The 21,247-nt window shown below is 73.6% G+C and carries 15 protein-coding genes; 10 read left to right on the top strand and 5 right to left on the bottom strand.

Going from position 1 to position 21,247, the window contains the following annotated elements; all coding sequences use genetic code 11:
- The first annotated feature begins 676 nt into the window (after positions 1-676).
- The 4 genes from ACWC9R_RS24685 (at position 677) to ACWC9R_RS24670 (ending at position 5,828) form a co-directional block, all read left to right on the top strand.
- A complete protein-coding gene (locus ACWC9R_RS24685) occupies positions 677-2,059 on the top strand; it encodes an ABC transporter substrate-binding protein (RefSeq protein WP_450734585.1) in 1,383 nt (460 codons plus the stop codon).
- Positions 2,060-2,128: 69 nt separating this feature from the next.
- Entirely contained in the window at positions 2,129-3,571 is a 1,443-nt protein-coding gene (locus ACWC9R_RS24680) for a carbohydrate ABC transporter permease (protein WP_450734583.1), read from the top strand.
- Complete coding sequence (locus ACWC9R_RS24675; protein WP_450734581.1) at positions 3,568-4,482, top strand: carbohydrate ABC transporter permease; 915 nt, start codon at positions 3,568-3,570, stop codon at positions 4,480-4,482. The genes ACWC9R_RS24680 and ACWC9R_RS24675 overlap by 4 nt, the downstream gene beginning before the upstream one ends.
- 398 nt (positions 4,483-4,880) lie before the next feature.
- Positions 4,881-5,828 carry a class I SAM-dependent methyltransferase gene (locus ACWC9R_RS24670; RefSeq protein ID WP_450734579.1) on the top strand — a complete coding sequence of 316 codons (948 nt, stop codon included), beginning with the start codon at positions 4,881-4,883 and terminating at the stop codon, positions 5,826-5,828.
- A 66-nt stretch (positions 5,829-5,894) separates the two neighbouring features.
- Here ACWC9R_RS24670 and ACWC9R_RS24665 read toward each other — a convergent pair whose 3' ends face one another.
- Positions 5,895-6,581: a class I SAM-dependent methyltransferase gene (locus ACWC9R_RS24665; RefSeq protein ID WP_450734577.1), complete on the bottom strand. Its 687-nt coding sequence runs from the start codon at positions 6,579-6,581 to the stop codon at positions 5,895-5,897.
- A 248-nt stretch (positions 6,582-6,829) separates the two neighbouring features.
- Between ACWC9R_RS24665 and ACWC9R_RS24660 the strand changes: the two genes are divergently transcribed.
- From ACWC9R_RS24660 to galE, 3 genes are all read left to right on the top strand, one after another.
- Positions 6,830-10,414, top strand: coding sequence for a bifunctional glycosyltransferase/CDP-glycerol:glycerophosphate glycerophosphotransferase (locus tag ACWC9R_RS24660; RefSeq protein ID WP_450734575.1), 3,585 nt, complete (start codon positions 6,830-6,832; stop codon positions 10,412-10,414).
- Between the two features lie 265 nt (positions 10,415-10,679).
- Complete coding sequence (locus tag ACWC9R_RS24655) at positions 10,680-12,332, top strand: glycosyltransferase family 2 protein (RefSeq protein ID WP_450734574.1); 1,653 nt, start codon at positions 10,680-10,682, stop codon at positions 12,330-12,332.
- Positions 12,333-12,381: 49 nt separating this feature from the next.
- Positions 12,382-13,359: a UDP-glucose 4-epimerase GalE gene (galE, locus tag ACWC9R_RS24650; protein WP_450734573.1), complete on the top strand. Its 978-nt coding sequence runs from the start codon at positions 12,382-12,384 to the stop codon at positions 13,357-13,359.
- A gap of 20 nt (positions 13,360-13,379) precedes the next feature.
- On the opposite strand, the gene ACWC9R_RS24645 is transcribed toward galE, so the two are convergent.
- From ACWC9R_RS24645 to ACWC9R_RS24635, 3 genes are all read right to left on the bottom strand, one after another.
- Entirely contained in the window at positions 13,380-13,652 is a 273-nt protein-coding gene (locus ACWC9R_RS24645; RefSeq protein ID WP_450734572.1) for a DUF1876 domain-containing protein, read from the bottom strand.
- 122 nt (positions 13,653-13,774) lie between these two features.
- Positions 13,775-14,155: a hypothetical protein gene (locus ACWC9R_RS24640; RefSeq protein WP_450734570.1), complete on the bottom strand. Its 381-nt coding sequence runs from the start codon at positions 14,153-14,155 to the stop codon at positions 13,775-13,777.
- A gap of 128 nt (positions 14,156-14,283) precedes the next feature.
- A complete protein-coding gene (locus ACWC9R_RS24635; RefSeq protein ID WP_450734568.1) occupies positions 14,284-16,287 on the bottom strand; it encodes a glycosyltransferase family 2 protein in 2,004 nt (667 codons plus the stop codon).
- Positions 16,288-16,660: 373 nt separating this feature from the next.
- On the opposite strand from ACWC9R_RS24635, the gene ACWC9R_RS24630 reads away from it, so the two are divergent.
- Complete coding sequence (locus tag ACWC9R_RS24630; RefSeq protein WP_450734566.1) at positions 16,661-19,033, top strand: bifunctional glycosyltransferase/CDP-glycerol:glycerophosphate glycerophosphotransferase; 2,373 nt, start codon at positions 16,661-16,663, stop codon at positions 19,031-19,033.
- Positions 19,034-19,185: 152 nt separating this feature from the next.
- Here ACWC9R_RS24630 and ACWC9R_RS24625 read toward each other — a convergent pair whose 3' ends face one another.
- Positions 19,186-19,809, bottom strand: coding sequence for a TetR/AcrR family transcriptional regulator (locus ACWC9R_RS24625; protein WP_450734565.1), 624 nt, complete (start codon positions 19,807-19,809; stop codon positions 19,186-19,188).
- A gap of 136 nt (positions 19,810-19,945) precedes the next feature.
- Between ACWC9R_RS24625 and ACWC9R_RS24620 the strand changes: the two genes are divergently transcribed.
- Both ACWC9R_RS24620 and ACWC9R_RS24615 read left to right on the top strand, forming a co-directional pair.
- Complete coding sequence (locus ACWC9R_RS24620) at positions 19,946-20,881, top strand: ABC transporter permease (RefSeq protein WP_450734563.1); 936 nt, start codon at positions 19,946-19,948, stop codon at positions 20,879-20,881.
- Positions 20,874-21,247 (top strand): ATP-binding cassette domain-containing protein (locus tag ACWC9R_RS24615; RefSeq protein WP_450734561.1); only part of this gene is annotated, 374 nt, incomplete at its 3' end. The genes ACWC9R_RS24620 and ACWC9R_RS24615, both read left to right, overlap by 8 nt.

The raw sequence follows: 21,247 nt of genomic DNA, 5'->3' as shown, positions 1-21,247 counted from the left end.
TGTGCGCTGGGAGGCCGGGCCGTGAGGCCGGCCGGGGGCGCGGGCGGTGTCTGCGGCGGGCCGGCGGCTTGTGCGGCAGGCGTCAGGTCGTGGCGGCGCGGCATGCCCCCGTGCGCGTCGTGCTCGTAGGTGCCACCCATAACAGCCGCGTCACGAAAGGGCGGTTGGCGGGGAAGGCGGTATTGCGGTGCCCGTGGTCAGGGCGTAGGACTGTCGCACACCGCAGGACACCGACCACCGGATGACACTGCACGGCGCATGACGCCGGCGGCGCGCCGTACGGGACGACGCCGCACAGTGCACCGCACCACGGAGCAGCGCAGCACGCATTGCAGCACCGCATTGCAGCACCGCATTGCAGCGGCATCACTACCCGGCGCGGAACGAACGGCGCGAGACCAAGGGCACGGCGCGGCACGGACGACGCCGCATCACACCGACGGCGCGACACCAAGGACACGGCGCGGCACCGACGGCTCGACACAGCGGCAGGGCGCGGCACGGATGATCTGGCGCCGCATCGCACCAACCGCGGCCAACCGCGCTGCGCGGCACGGGCCGTATCGCGGCAACCGCACCGTATGGCACGACAACCGCACCGCATGGCACGGCGGCGAGGGGCGCGCGGCGCGGTGGGGACCGGTAGGGCAGGCGGCAGGGACAGGGGGCTTCGGGGATGCGCAGAGGACTCGGCCGTACGGGGCGTAGGGGTGGACGCGCGGCGGGCTCGGTGGCGGTGGGGGTGGCGCTCGGTCTGGCGCTGGCCGCCTGTGGTGGCGGCAGTGGTGGTGGTGCGAAGGGTGAAGGGGGCGGTAAGGGGGGCAGTACCGCCCCCACGGTGCGGCTGCCCTCGCTCAAGGGGGAGAAGCTTCAGGTCACGGCCGTGTGGACGGGGCCCGAGCGGGAGAACTTCGTGAAGGTGCTGGACGAGTTCGAGAAGCGCACCGGCGCCACGGTCGACTTCGTGCCCAGCGGCGACGACATGGCCGGTTTCGTCGGCTCCAAGATCGCCGGTGGCGGGCCGCCGGACGTCGCGATGCTGCAACAGGTCGGCGTGCTCCACGAGTTCGCGGCGAAGGGCTGGCTGAAGCCGCTCGGGGCGGGGGCCAGGGCGCAGCTGGCCAAGAACTACGCGAAGGGCTGGCGGGATCTCGGCGCCCACAAGGGCACCCCGTACGGCGTCTACTTCAAGGCCAGCAACAAGTCGCTGGTCTGGTACAACGCCCGGGCGTTCGACGACGCCGGGGTGCGGGAGCCGAAGAGCTGGCGGGAGTTCCTCAAGGCGGCGCAGACGCTGTCCGAGTCGGGTGTCGAGCCGGTCTCGGTGGGCGGTGCGGACGGCTGGACGCTGACCGACTGGTTCGAGAACGTCTATCTCTCGCAGGCGGGCCCGGAGAAGTACGACCAGCTGGCCCAGCACAAGATCAAGTGGACCGACCCAACGGTCAAGCGGGCGTTGACCACGCTGGGGCAGCTCTTCGGCCGTAAGGATCTGCTCGCGGGCGGGAACTCCGGTGCGCTGCAGACGGATTTCCCGACGTCGGTGACGCAGACGTTCAGTGGCGGTGACGCCCCGAAGGCGGCGATGGTCTCGTCGGCGGACTTCGCGGCCGCCAATATCGCCCAGACCAAGGCCAGGGTCGGTACGGACGCCAAGGTGTTCCCGTTCCCGGCGGTGGGGGCCAGGTCGCCGGTGGTGACCGGTGGCGATGTGGCGGTGGCGCTCAAGGACGGCAGGGCGGCGCAGGCGTTGCTGGCGTTCCTGGCGTCGACGGATGCCGCGAAGATCTGGGCGCAGGCCGGCGGGTTCCTGTCGCCGAACAAGGAGCTGGACCGGGCGGCGTACGCCGACGGGGTGCTGCGGGAGATCGCCGGGGCGCTGGTCGCGGCGGGTGACGACTTCCGTTTCGACATGTCCGACCAGGCGCCCGCCTCGTTCGGCGGCAAGCCGGGCCAGGGCGAGTGGAAGGACCTGCAGGACTTCCTGAAGCACCCGAAGGATGTCGCGGGGGCGCAGGCGCGGCTGGAGAAGGACGCCGCCGCGTCGTTCGGGCGCTGACGCCGACGGCAACGGCGGCGGGACCGGGGCTGGGACTGGGGCCGGATCGGGGACCGGGGGATCGTCACGATGAGCGAGGTACGGGCCGGCGGGACAGCGAGCGGACGGCGCCGAGGTTCCGGGGGCGGCGGTACGGGCCACGGGCGGGTAACGGGCCGTGGGCGAGTGCCGGGCCGCCGGCAGGCGCCGGGCCGCGGCCGCCCGCCCGGCCTCAGCCGCCCGCCCGGCCGGGGCCGCCGCCACCCCTGGCGGGCCGCGGTGTTCCTGTTGCCGGCGCTGGTGCTGCTCGGTGCGCTGGTCGGCTATCCGGTGGTGTTCTCCGTGGGCCGCAGTCTGTTCGACGCGTCCGGGGACGGCTTCGTGGGGCTGGACAACTACGGTGCGCTCTTCTCCGACGAGGGCATCCGTACGGCGCTGCGGAACAACGTCGTCTGGGTGGTGGTGGCGCCGACGGTCTCGACCGTGCTGGGGCTGATCTTCGCGGTGCTGACCGAGCGGGTCCGCTGGGGTACCGCGTTCAAGCTGATCGTGTTCATGCCGATGGCGATCTCGATGCTGGCGGCCGGGATCATCTTCCGGCTGGTCTACGACCAGGCCCCGGAGCGCGGGGTGGCGAACGCGGTGTGGGTGGGGGTGCATGACACCTTCGCCGGTCCGGCGCCGTTCCCCGGCGCCAGGCCGCGGCCGCGGGCGGATCTGAAGGCGTCCGGGGGCGGTGCGTTCACCACCGGCTCGGCGGTCCGGGCGGGGTCGCCGGTGCTGTTGCCGCTGGTCGCCGTCCAGCCGGGCGATCTGCGCGGGGCGCGGCCGGCCGTCGCCGCCCGGCCGCGGCCGGACCGGGTCACCGGCACGGTGTGGCTGGACTTCACCCGGGGCGGCGGGGGCCGGCCGGGTGTGATCGACGGTGGCGAGAGGGCGCTGGCCGGTCTGCGGGTCGAGGCGGTCCGGGGCGGCCGGGTGGTCGCGTCGGCCACGACGGCGGCCGACGGCGGGTTCTCGCTGCCCGCGGACGCGGCGGACGGGGCCCGGCTGCGGCTGCCCGCGGCCAACTTCGCCGAGGCGTACCGCGGTGTCGACTGGCTCGGTCCGGCGCTGGTCACTCCGGCAATCATCGGCTCCTACGTGTGGATGTGGGCCGGTTTCGCGATGGTGCTGATCGCGGCGGGGCTGGCGGGGGTGCCGCGGGAGCTGCTGGAGGCGGCGCGGGTGGACGGCGCGGGCGAGTGGCAGGTGTTCCGCCGGATCACGGTGCCGCTGCTGGCTCCGGTGCTGGCCGTGGTGCTGGTCACGCTCATGATCAATGTGTTGAAGATCTTCGATCTGGTGTACGTCATCGCGCCGGGCTCCAGCCTGCGGTCCGCGAACGTGCTGGCGCTGCAGCTCTTCCAGTCGTCGTTCGGCACGGATGTCGACGAGGGGCTGGGCAGTGCGATCGCCGTGTTCCTGCTGCTGCTGGTGCTGCCGGTGATGTACGTGAATCTCCGGCGCCTACGGAGGGAGCGTCGCCGATGACGACGGTGGACGGTGCCGTACCGGGCGGGCGCGGCGGCGCCGCCGGTGGCGTACGGGCGCGGCGGCGGCTCGTCGCGCGGATCGCGGCGCGGACCGGCGGCGGTGCGGTGCGGGTCTTCCTGGTGGTGGTGGCGCTGTTCTGGCTGATGCCGTCGGTGGGGCTGCTGCTGTCGTCGTTGCGCAGCCCTGAGCGGATCGCCGGGTCCGGGTGGTGGCAGGTCTTCCGCCGGCCGGCGGAGATCACCTGGGACAACTACAGCCAGCTGCTGTCGGACGACAAGGTGATGGGGTCGCTGCTGACCACGGCGGCGATCACGGTGCCGGCGACGGTGCTGGTGGTGGTGATCGGCTCGCTGGCGGGTTACGCGTTCGCCTGGATGGAGTTTCCCGGGCGGGACGGCTGGTTCCTGGTGGTGGTGGGGCTGCTGGTGGTGCCGGTGCAGGTGGCGCTGATCCCGGTGGCCAAGCTGTTCGGCGCGGTGGGGCTGTTCGAGACGACGGCCGGGGTGGTGCTGTTCCACACGGCGTTCGGGCTGCCGTTCGCGGTGTTCCTGCTGCGGAACTTCTTCGCCGAGATCCCGCGGGAGCTGCTGGAGGCGGCGCGGCTGGACGGGGCGGGTGAGCTGCGGCTGTTCACCCGGGTGGTGCTGCCGCTGGGGGGTCCGGCGATCGCCTCGCTGGCGATCTTCCAGTTCCTGTGGGTGTGGAACGACATGCTGGTCGCGCTGATCTTCGCGGACAGCGGCCATCCGCCGGTGACCGTCGCCCTCCAGCAGGAGGTGCGGCAGTTCGGCAACAACATCGATGTGCTGGCGCCCGGCGCGTTTCTGTCGATGGTGGTGCCGCTGATCGTCTTCTTCGCTTTCCAGCGCCGGTTCGTGTCGGGGGTGATGGCCGGCGCGGTGAAGTGATCTGCACGCCGGGCCCGGTCCGGCCGGGGTTCCGCGCCATCTCCCGTTCACTTTGCTGCGCCTACGATGCCGTCACCGCCGTGCGGCGCACGGTGCGACGGGGCCGTCCCATGGCGGCGGCCCGCGCGGCGCCGTCCCGTGGACGGAGGCGTGGTGCCCCGGTCCTGCCGGGCGCCCCTGCGCGGCGGCCGCGGCGCCGGGCGCGCCCACAGCCGCGGAGACGCACAACAGCAGACAGCGACGCAGCACAGCACAGCAGGCATCACCCAGCACAGCCGTTCACGGTTTTCCCCGTACATCCACGGCGGCAGCGCCGGCACATACCGCACCTCCCACCTCCCCCCACGCACGCGTCGTCCTATGCCCCACGTTCCCGACCCTCTGGAGACGGACCGCACATGACTGCCCCCATCGCAGACCACCGTGCCGATCAACTCCCGCGCCCCACCCGGCTGTCCGAGGTCAAGGGCTGGTTCTTCACCGCGGACCAGCTGCTCTTCGACTGGTTCCTGCGCCATCAGCAAGACCGTGCGGAGCCGGGTGACCTGCTCGAACTGGGCGCGTACATGGGCAAGAGCGCCATCTTCCTCGGTGCGCGGCGGCGGGCCGGTGAGCGTTTCACGGTCTGTGACCTCTTCGACTCACCGGCCGGGGACGCCTCGAACTCGCAGGAGATGAGGAAGTCCTACGCGACCCTGACGCGCCGGGCCTTCGAGGCGAACTACCTGGCGTTTCATGAGGAGTTGCCGACCATCGTGCAGGGTCTCAGCTCGCTCGTCGGTGACCATGTCGAGGAGGGTTCGGTGCGCTTCGCGCATATCGACGCCTCGCATCTGTACGCGCATGTGCACGGCGACATCCTGGCGGTGCGCAGGCTGCTGACGGAGCACGGTGTGGTGGTGCTGGACGACTACCGTGCCGAGCACTGTCCGGGGGTGGCCGCCGCCACCTGGCAGGCGGTCACGGACGAGGGGCTGCGCCCGGTCTGTGTCACCGGCACCAAGTTCTACGGGACCTGGGGTGATCCGGGGCCGCTGCAGCGGGCGCTGGTCGACTGGATCACGGCGCGCGGCGACATCTGGCACGAGGTGCAGGAGGTCAATGGCGCGCCGCTGGTCCGGCTGAGTGCCAAGGGGGCGGCGGAGCCCGCCCATCCGGTGTCCCGGCACCGGCCGGCGGGCGGCCGCGCCCCGCAGCGGACGGCGGCGCGGGCCCCGGCGGGGCGTCCGGGTCCGCGCCCGTCGCTCCCGGCCCGTACGGCGCTGCGCCGGGTGGCGCTGGAGGTGCTGCCGCCGGTGGTCACCCGGGCCGTCAGGAACGCCCGGAAGCGCGCCGGTACCCGCTGACCGCGCCGCGCGCGCAGGGGCCGGGTGCGGGGCGGAGCCGCCCCGGCCCCTGTGTACCGGCCCCTGCTACCGCGGTACCTGCCCGACCAGGACGAACACGTTGCGGCGCAGCAGCATCCCGGCCGGGCGGGGCAGCGGGTGGGAGTAGGTGCGCCGGACGGCGAGGCCGGCGGATTCGGCGAAGGCGCGCAGCAGCGGGAAGTCGGTGAAGCGCACGGGGGTGGGGCCGGCCCGGTGTCCGGCTTCCTGGGCGGTGATCAGCAGGACGCCGCCGCCGGGCCGTACGTACGGCACGTAGGCGCGCAGCAGTCCTTCGACCTGTTCGTCGTCGAGGTGTTCCAGGACGTGTGCGGTGAGCAGGGCGTCGAAGGCGCCGGGCCGGGCGTGCGGGCTCGCGAGGAAGGCGTCGGCCGTGTAGGCGGTCAGTCCGCGTTCCCGGCAGCGGGCCACGGACTGCGGGTCGTGGTCGACGCCGACGCTGCCGGGGGCGCAGCCGGCGAGGGTGTCGCCGGTGTCGCAGCCGATCTCCAGTACCCGCCCGCCGCCGATCCGCCGGAGCTGGCGGCGGAACGGGGCGCGGGCGGGCAGCAGCCGTGCCGGTCCGCCGCGCCGGTGCTCGGCGGGCAGCCGGGCGGTGGAGGCGGACGGGGCGGTGCCCGCGCTGGAGGCGGGCCGAGCGGTCCGGACGTCGCCGCCGGGCGGCCCGGCGTCGGGGCTGTCGGTGGCGGCGGAGCTGTCGGTTCGGCCGGGCATCGGACGCGGTCACCTTCCCTGGGGGACACGGCGCGCGGGGCGCCGTGGGGCTGTGGAACGGGTCTACGGCATCGGGCGCGGCCCGGCGCTACGGCGCGCCGACTTCGCGCACCGAGCGTAATGACGTGACCACGCTCTGTCGATGAGGGGTCTCACCCTTTCAGCGCAGATCCGGTGACCGTGCCGCCGTGGGCGAGTTGAACGGACCGGTCTTGTGCATCGCCAGTCCGGAAAGGCTTGGTCCGCGTATGAAGCCACGGCTCACCGTCGTCGTCCCGGTCCATCGCACCGAGGGGTCCGAGCGGAATGTGGAGGAGTGCCTGGAGTCGGTCGCGGCCCAGACGCTGACCGGTCTGGACGTGGTGCTGGTGGACGGCCCGCCGGGGGCGGGCGGCGCCGGTCCGGCCGCCGCGCTCGCCCGGCGCTTCGCGGCGCGCGACCCGCGGTTCCGGATCGTCCACCACAGCGGGGACGGCCCGGACCCGGGCTGTGGCGCGGTCCGCAACACCGGTGCCCGGCACGCCTATCCGCACACCGGCTATCTCGCGTTCCTGGATGCCGACGAGGATGTGCTGCTGCCGCGCGCGTACGAGGATCTCGTCGGGCTGCTGGACCGGTCCGGGTCGGATCTCGCGACCGGGAACGTGTACCGGCTGGGCGCGGGCGGCCGCAGCCAGTCCGCGCACCATCCGGCGGACCGCGAGACCGTGCTGCGGACCCGTGTCGGCGAGGATCTGTCCCTGCTGTCCGACCATGTCGCCCGGAACAAGGTCTTCCGGCGCTCCTTCTGGGACCGGCACGCCTTCGCGTTCCCCGAGGGCGAGTGGTGCCATGACGCGGCGGTGACGCTGCCGGCGTTCTTCCTGGCCGACGCGGTGGATGTGCTGCACGAGCATGTCTGTTACCGGCGGCTGCCGGAGGGGCCCGGCCGGCACCGGCGGCTCGACGCCCGGGGGGTGCGGGACCGGTTCGCTGCGGTGGCCGGCATCCGGCGCTTCCTCGACGACCCGGCGCGCGACGCGCTGCGCGGTCGCCGGCGCGACTACGACCGGGCGCAGCTCACCGAGGGGCTGCTGGATCTGGTGGAGGCGCTGCCGGGGGCGGCCCCGGAGTGCCGGACGGCGTTCCTGGACTGTGCCCGGGACTTCCTGTCGGGGGTCGATCCGGCGCTGTTCCCGGCGCTGCCCGTGGAGTTGCGGATGCGCTGGTATCTGATCCGTGCCGGGCGGCTGGCGGATCTGCTGGCGCTGCTCACCCACGAGGCGCGCAACCCGGCGGGGTTCACCGTGGCGGGGCCGCCGCTGCGCAAGCGGGCGGTGCTGCCGCTGACGCCGCCGCTGGAGCTGCCGCCGGGCGTGACCCGGCTGGACCGGGCGGACTTCCCGGTCGTGGCCCGGGTGACGGACGCGGTGTGGCGGGACGGGGTGCTGGTGCTGCGCGGCTATGCCTATCTGCGCAATCTGGACGCCGCGGCCCGGCACCGCTATCTCAGGACGGCGGTGCTGTCGTGCGGGCGGCGCCGTGTCCTGCTGCCGCTGCGTACCGTCCCGGTGCCGGCGGCGACCGTGGAGTCCGGTCAGGAGCTGCACTGTTACGACTGGTCGGGCTTCGAGGTGCGGGTCGATCCGGCGCGGCTGCGGCGGGGCGGGCGCTGGGAGGAGGGCGACTGGTCGGTGGGGGTGCTGCTGGCGTCGGCGGGGGTGGTGCGGGCGGGGGCGCTGTCCGCCGCCGACACCGGTTCGGGTGCGGCGCCGCGGGCCCATGAGGTGGCCGGGGGCGGTACGGAGGACGGGGTGCGGGTCACGCCCTGGTACGCGGGCGGGCGGCTGCGGCTGTCGGTGGGGCGCGGGGTGCGGCGGCTGGCCGGCCACGGGGCCGCGGCGGCCGGGGACCTGGAGCTGACCGTCACCGCGCCGGGCCCGCCGCCGGACGCGCTGCGGCTGACCCATCAGGGGACCGGCACGGTGGTGTCGTTCCCGGTGGAGACGGTGCCGCCCGGGGCGGACGGCGCGGGGCCCGGTACGCCGCCGTCCGCGCACACCTTCCGGGTGCGGCTCGACGCGCTCGCCGCGGCCCGTCCCGCGCGGGACGGCGCTCCGCGGGCGGTGCCGCCCGCGCACACCGAGAGCTGGGCGGCGGAGCTGGTGCTGCCGGGTGGCGGCGGCCCGGTCGTCTGCGACCCGGAGCTGACGCCGGTGCCGTATCCGCTGCCGCACGGCCGGGAGCTGGTGGTGGCCGCGACCCCGGCCGGGCATCTGGTGCTGCACGACCGCGTCCCGCAGCCGTACCTGGACCGGCTGGCGTGGCGCGCGGACGGCACGCTGCTGCTGTCCGGCGGGCTGCCGGCCGCCGCGCCGCACCACACCGAGCTGGTCCTCAAGCACCGGACGCACGCCGCCGAGCTGGCCTTCCCCACCACCCACGACGAGGGCCGGTTCCACGGCACGCTGCCGCTGGGCGCGCTGCCCTCGCCGGCCGGGCCGGTGCCGCTGCGCGAGGGCCGCTGGACGCTGCATCTGCGGGAACGGGGCGCGCCCGGCTCGCCGTTGGACGCCCCGGTGCGCTGTGCGCCGTCCGCACTGGACGGGCTGCCGGCGTCCCGTACGGTCCGCGGCAAGCCGTTCACCCTGGACCGGCACCGGCAGGACGAGGCGCTCGTGGTGGCGGGGCCCGCGCTGCCCGCCACCGACCGGGGCCCCTACCGCCGCCGGATGCTGCGCGAGCAGCACTATCCGCTGCACCGCTCCCGCCCGCTGCGCGACACCGTCCTCTACAGCAGCTTCGGCGGCCGGGCGTACGGGGATTCGCCGCGTGCGGTGCACGAGGAGCTGGTCCGCCGGGGCATGGAGGTGGAGCATCTGTGGGCGGTGCGCGACGCGCAGACGGCGGTGCCGGACACGGCGCGTGCGGTGCTGGTGGGCAGCGCGGAGTGGCACGGGGCGCTGGCGCACAGCCGGTGGGTGGTCACCAACACGCATCTGCCGCGGTGGTTCACCCGCCGGGGCGGGCAGCGGATCATCCAGACCTGGCACGGGACGCCGCTCAAGCGGATCGGCGCGGACCTGGCGGGCACGCTGTGCGCGGGGCTGGCCCATCTGGCGCCGCGGCCGCGGGTGAGCCGGCAGTGGAGCGTGCTGCTGTCGCCGAACGCGCACAGCACCCCGGTGCTGCGCTCGGCGCTGGGCTACTCCGGGCGGCTGGTGGAGACCGGACTGCCGCGTACCGACGCCCTGTTCGCGCCGGACCGGGCGGGGGCCGCGGCGGCGGTGCGGGAGCGGCTGGGCATCGAGCCGGGGCGGAGGGTGGTGCTGTACGCGCCGACGCCGCGGGACGATCTGGCCTACGACGCGGGGCACCACCGGCTGCATCTGCCGCTGGATCTGGAGCTGGCGCGGCGGGAGCTGGCCGATGACCATGTCCTGCTGGTGCGGGGGCATCCGCTGGTGGCGGACCGGCTGCCGGCCCACCATGCGCCGTTCGCGCGCGACGTGTCGGCCCATCCGGACGCCACCGAGCTGCTGCTGGCGGCGGATGTGCTGGTCACCGACTACTCGTCGCTGGCCGTCGACTTCGCCAACACGGGCCGGCCGATGCTCTTCCTGACGCCCGATCTGGCGCACTACCGCGACACGCTGCGGGGCTTCACGCTCGACTTCGAGGCCCGGGTGCCGGGTCCACTGCTCGGTTCGACGGGTGAACTGGTCGACGCGCTGGGGGACTTGCCGGCGATCGCCGCGGCGGGCACGGACGCGTACGCGGATTTCCGGGAGGCGTTCTGCCACCGGGACGACGGTGGTGCGGCGGGCCGGGTCGCGGATCTGATGGAGCGGTGAGCGGGGCCGGTCCGCCGCAAGATGGTGGTGTGCGGATCGGCATCCCGCGGCGTTCGCGTCGTTACAGCATGTGCAGGCGCCCTCACGGGCCCGGCACACCCCAAGCCCGGCTCCCGCCCGGTAAGAAGACGGCAAGTGGGCGGAAAAGCGGAGCGGCGGGTGCAACCGCGCGACGGATTTCACCCTCTGAATCATCGGAAATGGGTTCGGAATTCCCTCTCGCGCCAAGAGATGCTGTCGACACGAAATGTAGATTTCAGTGACTGTGAAAGAAGCCCTTGAGCCGCTGGCGGGGCCCACCATCACGCCATCCGCGCAGGTCAGCATCGTGGTCATCGCTTTCAACGATGTCGGCCACGTCGGCGACGCGGTGCGTTCCGCACTGGCGCAGGGGAGCCCCGGCGAAACGGTCACCGAAGTGATCGCGGTGAACGACGCCTCCACCGACGGCACCGGCGCCGCCCTGGACGCCCTGGCCCGTACCGAACCGCGGCTCCGGGTCCTCCACCGTGACGAGAACAGCGGGGGCTGCGGCACGCCCCGCAATGACGGGCTGCGCGCCGCCACCGGGCGGTTCGTGATGTTCCTCGACAGTGACGACGTGCTGCCGCCGGGCGCGGCCCGTGCGCTGCTGGCCGCGGCGCTGGAGCACGACGCGCCGGTCGTGGCCGGGGCGTGTGTGCGCCGGGAGCTGCCCGCGCACCGCGATGTGCCCTGGCAGCCGGCGCTCTACCGGGAGCCGGCGGTGCACGTGTCGCCGGAGGCCAGCCCCCAGCTGGTGCGGGACACGCTGTGCGTCAACAAGCTTTATGAGCGGGATTTCCTGGACAAGCACGCCATCGCGTTTCCCGAGGGCCGCTTCACCTATGAGGATTTCGTTTTCACCGCGCGGGTGCTGGCCGCGGGGCCGCGGATCGTGACCCTTCCCGACCGGGTGTACGTGTGGCATGTGCGCCGTTCGGCCGCCCGGCAGTCGATTTCGCTGGACCGCACGGACGTCGCCAACTGGCAGGCGCGGATCGCGGCGCACCGGGCCAGTGTGCGGATCTTCCAGGAGGCCGGGCAGCCGGCGCTGGCGCACGCCGCGCGGACCAAGTTCCTCGACCACGATCTGCGGATGTACGTCCGTGAGCTGCACACCCGTGGCGCCGACTACCGGGCCGAGTGGTGGCGGCTGACCCGGGAGTATCTGGCGGGTTTCGAGGAGCCGGATCTGCGGGCCGCGCGGGCCCCGGCGCGCTGGCTGGCCCGGGTGGTGCTGGCCTCGCCGGCGCCGCGGGACCTGGGGCGGCTGACGCAGCTGGCGGCCCGGCCGGGGCGGCTGCTGCCGCCGTACGCGGAGTCCGGCGGGCGCGCGGTGTGGTCCGGGGACCTGCCGGAGGTGGAGCTGGACGCGATCGGCACCAAGCCGATGCACCGGCTGCCGGTGACCATAGACGCGGAGCCGGCGGTCAGCAGTCCCGGGGTGCTGCGGCTGCGGGTGCACGACCTGTACGGGCGGCTGGCCGCGGCGGGGCCGGTGAGCATCGACATCGAGCTGCGGCGCCGCCGGGACGACCGGCGCGGCCCGGTCCACACCGCGGCGCTGACCCCGGCCCCGGGCCCGGGCGGCGCGGAGGCCTGCTGGACCGCGGAGATCGTGCTGGATCTCGGGGCGCTGGTCGAGGGGGACGGCCACGACCGGGCCGACCCCGAGCCCTGGGATCTGATGGCGCAGGTCAGCTGCGCGGACGGGGCGGGGTTCCGGGCGGCGCTGCGGGCCATCGGGCCGGGGCTGCGCCGCCGGGTGCTGCCCAGCCGCCGCCATGTCCTGCTGCTGGTGCAGCCGTATGCGACGACGGGCGGGGCGCTGTCGCTGCGGGTCGCGTCGGGTCTGCGCAGTGTGTGGCGGATCGCCGCCCGGCGGCTGCGCAGCTGACTCCCGTGCCCCTCCCCCGCACTTCTGTCCCCGAGCCTAGGATGGCGCTATGTCTTACTTGATCACGGGTGGTGCCGGCTACATCGGCTCCCATGTCGTACGGGCCCTGCGCCAGGCGGGCGAGACGGTCGTCGTGCTCGACGACGTGACGTCGGGCGTGCGCGCCCGGGTCCCCGAGGACGTCCCGCTGGTCGTCGGCTCCACCCTGGACCGTGCGCTGCTCGACACGGTCCTCGCCGAGCACGGCGTCACCGACGTCATCCACCTCGCCGCCAAGAAGCAGGTCGGTGAGTCCGTGGAGATGCCGCTGCTGTACTACCGGGAGAACGTGCACGGTCTGCAGACGCTGCTGGAGGCGATGGCAGCGGGCGGCGTGGGCCGGCTGGTCTTCTCGTCGTCGGCGGCCGTCTACGGCATGCCGGATGTCGATCTGGTCACCGAGGACACCCCGTGCACCCCGATCAACCCGTACGGCGAGACCAAGCTGGCCGGTGAGTGGATGGTGCGTGCGGCGGGCCGGGCGCACGGCATCAGCACCGCCTGTCTGCGCTACTTCAACGTCGCGGGGGCGGCCACGCCGGAGCTGGCCGACACCGGTGTCTTCAACATCGTGCCGATGGTCTTCGAGCGGCTCACCGCGGGCGAGGCGCCGCGCATCTTCGGCGACGACTACGACACCCCGGACGGCACCTGCATCCGCGACTACATCCATGTCGCCGATCTCGCCGAGGCGCATGTGGCGGCGGCCCGCCGGCTCGCCGAGCCGGGCCCGGTGCGGGATCTGACGCTGAACATCGGGCGCGGTGAGGGCGTTTCGGTGCGGGAGATGATCGAGCTGATCACCTCGGTCACCGGGCACACGGACGTCACCGCCGAGGTCACGCCGCGCCGGGCCGGTGACCCGGCCCGGGTGGTGGCGGCCGCCGACCGGATCGCCGACGAGCTGGGCTGGAAGGCCCGCCACGACGTCCGCGACATGATCACCTCGGCGTGGGCGGGCTGGCAGTACCACCGGTCGCGGGGCTGACCCGCGGGGCGGGTGTCCGGTCAGGCCAGCGGGTGTGAGGTCCGGCCGGACGCCGCGTCGATCTCGTCGTGTGCCTTGGTGAGCAGCTTCATCGCGAGTTCGTTGAGTGCCCGGCCGCCCGCCACCTCTTCGCCGACGCGCGGCTGGTTGGCGTCGACGGGGTGACGGCTGGCGTAGCCGTGGGACCGCATCTCGGTCCCGTCGGGCAGCCGTACCAGGGCGGCGGCGCGAGTGCGGTGGGTGTCCTCCTCGAATTCCAGCTCGACATGCCATCCGACAGCGGTCTGCAACATGACGCTTCACCTCCGGAGCCGCTGCTACCAGGGTGCGCCCGCGTGCCGTCCGCCGCACGGTGTGCGGGGGCCGGGCCTCCCCGTGGAGGCCCGGCCCCGGTGGTCTCGCCGGTGCCGCGCGCCTACGGCTGGAGGGTGATCGAGTTGATCGGCGTCATGTTCTTGTCGATGTAGTTGTTGGCCGGCAGGTAGCCCTGGCATCCGGTGCCGTTGTAGCCGGTGCAGGTCCGCATGGTCGCGCCGCCGGACTGGTTGTTGTAGATGCGGTGCACGCCGACCATGTTGCTGAGGTTGTGGGCCCCGTAGCTGTAGTAGAAGTGCGACGGGTGGCCGCCGTTCCAGCCGGCGTTCTGCGGGTAGATGCAGACCGCGCCGTAGGGGCATCCCTGGGTGGTGGCGGCCTTGGCCGCGGCGGGTCCGGCGGTGCCGACGACCATGCCGGCCGGGACGAGCAGTGCCGCGACGGCCGCGGCGGCCAGGCCGGCGCGCTTGAGTACGGACATGAGTGTTCCCCCTGTCATACGGCCCCGGGAGGTCCTCTCCCGCGGGTGCACCGGTGGCCGGTGCCGTGGGTCAGCCTGTTGCAGCGGGACGGGGCGGGCAACGGCATTCGGCTGTCGCCGAAAGGGGCTCACGGGCCGGGGCGCCGGGCGGTGCGGGGGCGTGCGGGCGGGGGTCGGCGGCGCGCCCGGCGCAGCAGGTCCGCCGGGGAGCGGTCCGGCACGGTGAGGGTCAGGGGCGTGTGCCCGCCGTCGCCGGGGTGCGCCGCGCGGACCGGCAGTTCGCGGCGGAACGGCCCCGCGGTCACCCGCAGCGCCACCCGCCAGGTGCCCGGGGGGCCGCTGCGCAGCAGGGCGCGCACGGTGTAGCGGTCGCCGGCGGCCCGCTCGACGGTGGTGCGCAGCGCCACGGTGCGGGTCCCGTCGTGGAGGAGCAGCCGCAGTTCGGCGTCCACGGGGCAGCCGGGGAGGGTGAGCCGCGCGGCGAGGGCGGCCCGGCCGGAGCGGGTGCGGTCGGCGGTGCCGCGCAGGTCGTCGCCGAGGGGGCGGCGGGCCCCGTGGCGGTCCAGGTCGAGGTGCAGGTGGCCGTGCGGCCGGGAGCGGAAGAGGGCGGCGACGGCCGGGCCGGCGGGGCCCCGGCCGGTGATGCGGGGTGCGAAGGCGTCGGCTTCGCCGGGGTCGTCCGGTGCGCTCTCCGGGACCAGCCAGGCCTCGCGGCGGAGGGTCTGCCCGGCGGCGGCGCCGGTGCCGTGCGCGGTGACCGCGATCTTGAAGCCCCAGACGCCGTCGGTGAGCGGTCCGCCGTCCGCTGCGGTCGCCGGGTCGACGGCGGCCTGCCAGGCGCCGTCCGCGTACCGGGCGGGGACCCGGTGGGTGGTGCCGTCGCGGCGCAGCAGGATCTCGGCCCTGTCGCCGCCGAGCCAGGGGAGGGCGGCGGTGCCCCGCAGGTGGAGGACGCCGCCGGCCCAGTGCTGCCGGGTGAGCCGCTGGCGCAGTACGACGCGGTCGGTGAGGTCGTAGCAGGTGTCGGGGAGGGCGTGCCGCGGGTCGCGGAAGTAGGGGTAGGCGGCGTAGACGCGGCCGTCGCCGTCGAGGTGGGGCGGGTCCGGGTGGTGCTCGGTGTCGGCGCGGACGACGGCGGTGAGCTGGTCGTCGAGCCCGGCGCGCAGGCAGTGGGCGCGCAGCCGGAGCCGGGGCGGCAGGGCGGCCGCCACCCGGTCGGTGAGGTAGCGCTCCACGAGGGGGCGCGCGGCGTCGGCCATCGCGGTGCGGCCGGCCGGGTCGCGGGCGAGGTAGGGGGCCCCGAAGGGCATGAGTATCTCGCCGTGGAAGTGCCGGACCATCAGGGTGTCGCGGTTGGCGCCGGGCGGGACCGCGGCGGCGACGCCGTCGAGGACGGTGCCGATGTAGCGGAGGTAGTCGCACCAGTCGGTGTCCTGGCGGCTGGCGTTGCTGTTGTCCTCGCGTCCGTGCAGGTAGTAGCAGGTGCGTTCGGCGAAGACGGAGACGACGTCGGCGCGCAGCAGGGCGGTGATGCCGAACGGCAGGTCCTCGGCGAGCAGCCGGCCCTCGACGAAGCGCAGCCGGTGGCGTTCGACGAAGGAGCGGCGGAAGAGCTTGTAGGCGGCGAGGGACCAGTAGACCGGGGAGTCGAAGACGGAGACCCGCTCGCTGGTGGTGCGCAGGTCGACGGGGGCGGCGCGGCCGTCGGCGCCGGCGATCCGGCCGTAGACGATGTCCGAGCCGCACTTCTGGGCCGTCCGGGTGAGCCAGAAGAGCGCCTGGGGGTCGAGGCGGTCGTCGGAGTCGAGGAAGAAGACGTAGTCGCCGGTGGCGCGGGCGAGTCCGGCGTTGCGGGGTTTGCCCGCGCCACCGGAGGCCTCCTGGTGCAGCACCGTCAGCCGGGGGTTGCGGCGGGCCTGTTCGGCCAGCCATTCGGCGCTGCCGTCGGTGGAGCCGTCGTCGACGGCTATCACCTCGATGTGGCGCCGGTCGAGGGTCTGGGCGAAGACCGAGCCGAGGCAGCGGTCGAGGTAGCGGCGGGTGTTGTGCACCGGCACGATGACCGACACGGTCGGCGCCGGGGCGTCCGGTCCGGCGGCGGCCGTGGCCGCGGGGTCGTCGGGGACGGGCACGGTGCGCTCCGTTCTCTCGTCTGTCCCCGATGGGCCCGGCGTCGCGGCAGGGCAGGGGGACTGTCAAGACATACAACGCGGGCCGCGCGTGCGCCGACCGTGGAGGACCGCCGGTGGCTCCGATGCCCGCCACCCCACTAGAGGCGGTCCGGCTCCTGGAGGTTCCCCGGGCCCGGCCCGGCGGGGGCCGCCCGGCAAGGCGCCGGCCCGGCGAGGGGCAACAGCGCGGCATCCCCGACAAGCGGTACAGAAATTTCAGGTAACGGACAACAACCTTTTCGGGTGAACAGTAGTCAGAAATCTGACACCGCAGGAGACCCCTTTGGGCCTTTTACGCGTTCTGTACTCAACTCGTCACGAGGAGTAGCACCGCATGTCCGAGAGAGGCTCCGCCGCCGGACCCCGCTTCAGCGTCATCGTGCCCGTGTTCAAGGTGCAGGGGTTCCTGCGCGAGTGCCTGGACTCGGTGCTGGCGCAGGAGTTCACCGACTTCGAGCTGATCGCCGTCGACGACTGCTCACCCGACCGCAGCGGCGCCATCCTCGACGAGTACGCCGCCCTCGACGGCCGGGTGCGGGTCCTCCACCTCCCGGAGAACACCGGCCTGGGCCCCGCCCGCAACGCCGGCCTCGCCCGGGCCCGCGGCGACTACCTCCTCTTCCTCGACAGCGACGACACCCTGGTACCCGGCGCGCTCGGCGCCCTCGCCGCACGGCTGGCCGCCACCGGCAGCCCCGAGATCCTGGTCTTCGACTACGCCCGGACGTACTGGGACGGCAGCACCCGCCGCAACGCCCTCGCCGCGCTGCTCGACGAGTCCGGCGCGCCCTCCTTCCCGCTCGCCGAGCGGCCCCGGCTCCTCGACCTGCTGCAGATCGTCTGGAACAAGGCCTACCGCCGCGACTTCGTCGAGGAGCACGGCTTCACCTTCCCCGCGGGCTACTACGAGGACGCCCCCTGGACGTTCTGCACGCTGATCACCGCGCGGCGGATCGCGGTCCTCGACCGGGTCTGTCTGCACTACCGCCAGCGCCGCCAGGGCGGCAACATCCTGCGCACCACCAGCCGCCGGCACTTCGACGTCTTCGACCAGTACGCCCGGGTCTTCGACCACCTCGACGCACACCCCGGTCTGGCGCACTGGCGCCCGCACATGTTCCGCAAGATGGTCGACCACTATCTGACCGTCCTGGACAAGCCCGGCCGGCTGCCGCGCGGCGCCGAGGCCGAGTTCTTCCACCGCGCCGCCCGCGACTACCGGCTGCGGCTGCCGGCCGGTTTCGTCCGCCCGCCGGGTGTGGCGGGCGGCAAGTACGCGCTGCTGGCCAGGGACGCCTATCCGGCGCTGGCCGGGCTGAAGGCCGTCGGCAAGGTGCGGCGCACGGTGCGCAGGCACGCCGGCAAGCGGGTCGGGCAGGCCAAGCGCAAGGCCGTGGACCTGCGCTACCAGGCGCTGCGTCGGCAGCCGCTGGACGAGAACCTCGCGGTCTACTCCGCGTACTGGAACCGGCTGCCGTCCTGCAACCCGCTGGCGGTCTACGAGAAGGCCAGGGAGCTGGCGCCGGACGTGCACGGCGTCTGGGTCGTCAAGAAGCAGCTCGCCGACGCGGTGCCGGCCGGCATCGACCACGTGGTGCTGAACTCCCCGCGCTACTGGGAGGTGATGGCCCGCGCCAAGTACCTCGTCAACAACGTCAACTTCGCCGACAACGTGGTCAAGCGCGAGGGCCAGATCCACCTCCAGACCCACCACGGCACCCCGCTGAAGTCGATGGGCACCGACCAGAAGCGCTACCCGGCCGCCGCCAAGGGCATGAGCTTCCGCAAGCTGCTGGCCCGCGCCGACCGCTGGGACTTCTCGCTCTCCGCCAACCGGCACACCACCGAGCAGTGGGAGCGCGTCTACCCCTGCGACTTCGCGTCGCTGGACGCCGGTTACCCCCGTAACGACGTGTACTACCGGGCCACCGCCCAGGACGTCCTCGACCTCCGCGAGCGCCTCGGCATCGCCCCCGGCAGGACGGCCGTCCTGTACGCGCCGACGATGCGCGACTACCAGGTCGGCTATGTCCCGCGGCTCGACCTGGAGCGGCTCTCCCGCGCGCTGGGCGAGAACTTCGTCCTGCTGGTGCGCACCCACTACTTCTACGACCGGGACCCCGGCCTCCAGAAGCTCCAGGAACGCGGTGCGCTGATCGACGTCTCCGGCCACCCGGCCGTCGAGGAACTGTGCCTGGCCGCCGACGCCCTGGTCACCGACTATTCGTCGATCATGTTCGACTACGCCAACCTCGACCGGCCGATCATCACCTACGCCGACGACTGGGACACCTACGTCCGCTCCCGGGGCGTCACCTTCGACCTGCTCTCGGGCCTGCCCGGCGACACCCCGGGCGCCGTCGCCACCACCGAGGACGAGCTGATCGAGGTCTTCCGCAGCGGCCGCTGGGACGACGAGCGGACCACCGCGCTGCGCACCGCGTTCCGCGCCCGCTTCTGCCCGTGGGACGACGGCCACGCCGCCGAGCGCGTGGTCCGCCGCGTCTTCCTCGGCCAGGAGACAACCCCGCAGCCGCTCCCCCGGGAACAGCGCACCCTCGCACCGTCCCCCCGCGCCGCGGCCACGGCCGCCGGCCTGCTCAAACTGCCGTGGCAGCGGACGGCGGCCCACGACGAGGTGCAGGCGGCGGAGGCCACGGGGACCTCGGGGGGCGGCGGCGCGGCGGGGGTGGAACGGGCGGGCTGAGGCCGGGGCCGGGCCGGGGCCGAGTGGGAATACCCGCCCCGGCTCGGCACGTTGTGGCCCCGAAGGGGGCCCGCGCACCCCCTACGGGATCTGTTCGCCCCCACCCTAGGGACCCTCCCACCCCCGGCCGGCCCCCACCCCGCCGCCCGCCCTCACTCCGCCCCGAGCGCCGCCACGACCGAGGCCGACAGCGCGTCGAGGTACCCCTTGGGCAGCTCGTCGCGGACGACCAGCAGCCGCCAGTACAGCGGCCCGGTCAGCAGGTCCAGCGCGAGCCGGGTGTCCACGTCCGGCGGCAGCTCGCCGCGCTCCACCGCCCGCGCCACCACCGCGGCCGCGACGCCCTCCTGACTGTCGTGCAGCGCCGCCTTCAGCGCCTGCGCCAGCTCGGGGCTGCGGGCCGCCTCCGCCAGCAGGTCCGGGATGATCTGCGAGGCCATCGGGTGCCGCAGCGCACGCGCGGCGACCTCCAGCAGCATCCGTACGTCGCCGGAGAGCGACCCGGTGTCCGGCGCCGGCATGCCCGCCACCGCCACCGCCGAGACCACGTCCAGGACGAGGTGCAGCTTGGAGCGCCACCGCCGGTAGACGGCGGTCTTGCCGACGCCCGCGCGCCGCGCGATGCCCTCGATCGACATCCGCGCGAAGCCCACCGCGGCCAGCTCCTCGAAGACCGCGGCGCGGATCGCCTCGGTCTTGTCCTCCCGCAGTACGGCGGCGCCCGCCGGGGCCCGGCGTGCCGCCGCGGGTTCGCTCCCGCTGCCCTTGTGTGCCATGGCATGACCCTACCGTCACGACGCTACGGTTGCGTTTCGACGCGAGCTCCCTTTAGTGTCAGCGTCACGACGATACGGGCCCGTCCCGTCGCCACACCCCGTTCCGCCGCCCCCGTCCGCAAGCGAAAGCGGCCCCATGCCCCAGACCCTCACGCCCCCGGCCCCGGCGCCCGCCCGGGCGTCCGCCCCCGGCACCTCACCCGACCCCGAGCTGCGCGCGCTGGCCGAGCGTCACGGCCTCACGGTGAGCGGCGCCCGCCCCTCGCTGCCCGAGTACGTCCGCCGGCTGTGGCAGCGGCGGAGCTTCGTCGCGTCCTTCGCCGGCGCCAAGCTCACCGCGCAGTACAGCCAGGCGAAGCTGGGCCAGCTGTGGCAGGTGGTGACCCCGCTGCTCAACGCGCTGGTCTACTACTTGATCTTCGGTCTGCTGATCGGCACCAGAAGCGATGTGGAGGACTACATCCCGTTCCTGGTGACCGGCGTCTTCGTCTTCACCTTCACCCAGAGCTCGGTGATGGCCGGTACGCGGGCGATCTCGGGGAACCTCGGCCTGGTGCGGGCGCTGCACTTCCCGCGCGCCTGCCTGCCGATCTCGTTCTGTCTGATGCAGCTCCAGCAGCTGCTGATGTCCATGGGCGTACTCGCCGCCATCCTGCTGGCCTCCGGACAGCTGCCGACCTGGTCGTGGCTGCTGGTCGTGCCGGCTCTGGTACTGCAGTTCCTGTTCAACACGGGCCTGGCGATGGTGATGGCGCGGCTGGGCTCCAAGACCCCGGACCTGGCGCAGCTGATGCCGTTCATCATGCGGACGTGGATGTACGCCTCCGGCGTGATGTACAGCATGAGCGCCGTCACCGCGGGCAAGCACGTCCCCGCCGTCGTCCAGTTCCTGCTGGACATCAATCCGGCCGCCCTCTACATCGACCTGATGCGCTTCGCGCTGATCGACAGCTTCACTCGGGAACAACTGCCGCACCATGTGTGGGCGTTCGCCGCGGGCTGGGCGCTGGTGATGGGCGTCGTGGGCTTTGTGTACTTCTGGAAGGCTGAGGAGCGGTACGGACGTGGCTGAGCACAACAACGGCGCCCGGCAGGCCGGGGACCGCGTCCCGACGGTGATCGCGGACGATCTGCACATCGTCTACCGGGTCTACGGCACCGGCGCGGGCAAGGGCAGCGCCACCGCGGCCCTCAACCGCATCGTCCGCCGCAAGCCCACCGCGGGCGTACGCGAGGTGCACGCGGTCAAGGGCGTGTCGTTCACGGCGTACCGGGGTGAGTCGATCGGTCTGATCGGGTCCAACGGTTCGGGCAAGTCGACGCTGCTCAAGGCGGTGGCCGGCCTGCTGCCCGCCGAGCGCGGCAAGGTCTACACGCACGGCCAGCCCTCGCTGCTGGGCGTCAACGCGGCCCTGATGAACGACCTGACCGGCGAGAA

The sequence above is a fragment of the Streptomyces sp. NPDC001219 genome (assembly GCF_053597915.1).
This window is presented reverse-complemented; position numbering and strand designations above follow the sequence as displayed.